The organism is Noviherbaspirillum sp., from assembly GCF_035944575.1.
Lineage (GTDB): Bacteria > Pseudomonadota > Gammaproteobacteria > Burkholderiales > Burkholderiaceae_D > Noviherbaspirillum.
In genome coordinates this window covers 1-1,746 of the sequence record NZ_DASZBA010000001.1, presented here as the reverse complement: position 1 = coordinate 1,746, position 1,746 = coordinate 1, and the positions used below count along the sequence as shown (strand labels likewise).

Here is a 1,746-nt window from a genome sequence, read left to right as displayed (position 1 = left end):
CGATCCAGCTTCGCGACGCGTGTCGGCAGTTTCTTGATCGGGAATTCGCCGACCCCGAGCACTTCGCGCGCCTCGATCACGATATCGGAATGGGGATGTGCGCAGCAGAACAGCGAAAAGCCTTTCTCTTCATCCGCAGCGCTGAGCGCTCTCACCTGATGAACGCCGTGGGTAACGCTGCCCTCAAGCAGCTTGCCCCTGCAGGAGCCGCAGGCGCCGTTCTTGCACCCGTATGGCAGGCCGACTCCGGCGCGAATTGCCGCCGTCAGAACCGCTTCGCCTTCTTCACAGGTGAACTGGCGTCCGCTTGGCTGTACCGTAACTTGGAAAGTCATACAATCTCGATGATGAAAAACACGCAAAATAAAAAATTAGGCAGGCCCCGCCTGCTGATTATCGGTTGCGGCGATGTGGGCATGCGCCTCTTGCCGCTGGTGCGGGACCGTTTCCGGGTTTACGCAGTAACCAGCCAGCCCGGGCGTTGCGACGAATTGCGTAATGCCGGCGCCATCCCCATCGTTGCCAACCTTGATCAACCGCACACCCTTGCTCGTCTTGCGCGGTTGTCCCGCATGATTGTGCATTTGGCACCACCGCAGACGGAAGGCATGCTGGATCGTCGCACCCGCAACGCGACCGCCATTTTACCCGACCATGCGACGCTCGTTTATGTCAGCACGACCGGCGTATATGGTGATTGCGGTGGTGCGCTTGTCGATGAATCGCGGCCCGTCAATCCGCAGAATCCTCGCGCGAAGCGCAGGGTTGACGCCGAACGCGTCCTCCGCCGCTGGGCCATGCGGTCCGGTTCGCGGCTGGCGATATTGCGTGCCCCCGGGATCTATGCGTTCGACCGCCTGCCGGTCGAGCGTCTCAGGAAAGGCACGCCCGCATTGACGCAGGATGAAGATGTCCATACCAACCATATTCATGCCGACGATCTGGCCGCACTGGTGGCGGCAGCGCTCTTCAGGGCGCAGCCGCAGCGGGTGTATCACGCCGTCGACGATACCTGCCTGAAGATGGGCGAGTATTTCGATGCGGTCGCCGATGCGTTCGGACTGCCCCATCCGCCCCGCCTGCCACGAAATGCATTGCGTGAGGCGGTCTCGCCGATGCTGCTTTCCTTCATGTCCGAATCGCGGCGCCTGAGCAATCGTCGGCTGAAATCCGAGTTGGGTTATCGCCTGCGGCATCCCGATGTGCAGCATTTTCTGGCCACGCTTCCCCCTGCATAGGGGACCTGCCCGATGCCGCCTGCCGGCCGCCGATCCTATTTGTCGGACGGCGGCTTCATCGCGGTAAACCGTTTCCACCGTTTGCAAAGCTGCCGACTTCCGCTTTCCGTCCGTGCCAGCAGATAGCCGCGTGCAAAGCCGGCACTGGCGGCGCGCTCGGGTTGTTTCTCCTGCAACTCGCGAAGTAGCCCGTCGGCGACGGCGGCATCGTTCATCCAGCCGAGTTCATCCTGTAATGCGGATAACGCGTCGACGTAGTGCCGGACCTGCCCGGAAGGGAAGAGCGACTGGAAAAACTCGGTGGCATAGCGGGTTTTCTTCGCAACGATGCGCACTTCATGGCGTGCTTCGGCCGGCGCGGTATCCAGGCCCTTGCCCCGCTTGAGCAGTTTCCTGTGGTGGCGTGCAATGGTCTTGCGGGCGAACTTCTGCAAAGGCATATTCATATCGCCATGGGAGGAGTGCCCGCTCGAATCATCGCGCCGGTCGTTCCCGTGCGCACCCTGTG

General features: G+C 61.6%; 3 protein-coding genes. 1 reads left to right on the top strand and 2 read right to left on the bottom strand.

Going from position 1 to position 1,746, the window contains the following annotated elements; all coding sequences use genetic code 11:
* Positions 1-335 (bottom strand): 2Fe-2S iron-sulfur cluster-binding protein (locus VGU61_RS00015; RefSeq protein WP_326857026.1); only part of this gene is annotated, 335 nt, incomplete at its 3' end.
* Positions 336-344: 9 nt separating this feature from the next.
* On the opposite strand from VGU61_RS00015, the gene VGU61_RS00010 reads away from it, so the two are divergent.
* The gene (locus VGU61_RS00010) at positions 345-1,238 is read left to right on the top strand and encodes an NAD-dependent epimerase/dehydratase family protein (RefSeq protein ID WP_326857025.1); all 894 of its coding nucleotides are present in this window, start codon (positions 345-347) and stop codon (positions 1,236-1,238) included.
* 35 nt (positions 1,239-1,273) lie between these two features.
* On the opposite strand, the gene VGU61_RS00005 is transcribed toward VGU61_RS00010, so the two are convergent.
* Positions 1,274-1,746: CHAD domain-containing protein (locus tag VGU61_RS00005; protein WP_326857024.1), on the bottom strand; the 473-nt coding region annotated here is incomplete at its 5' end.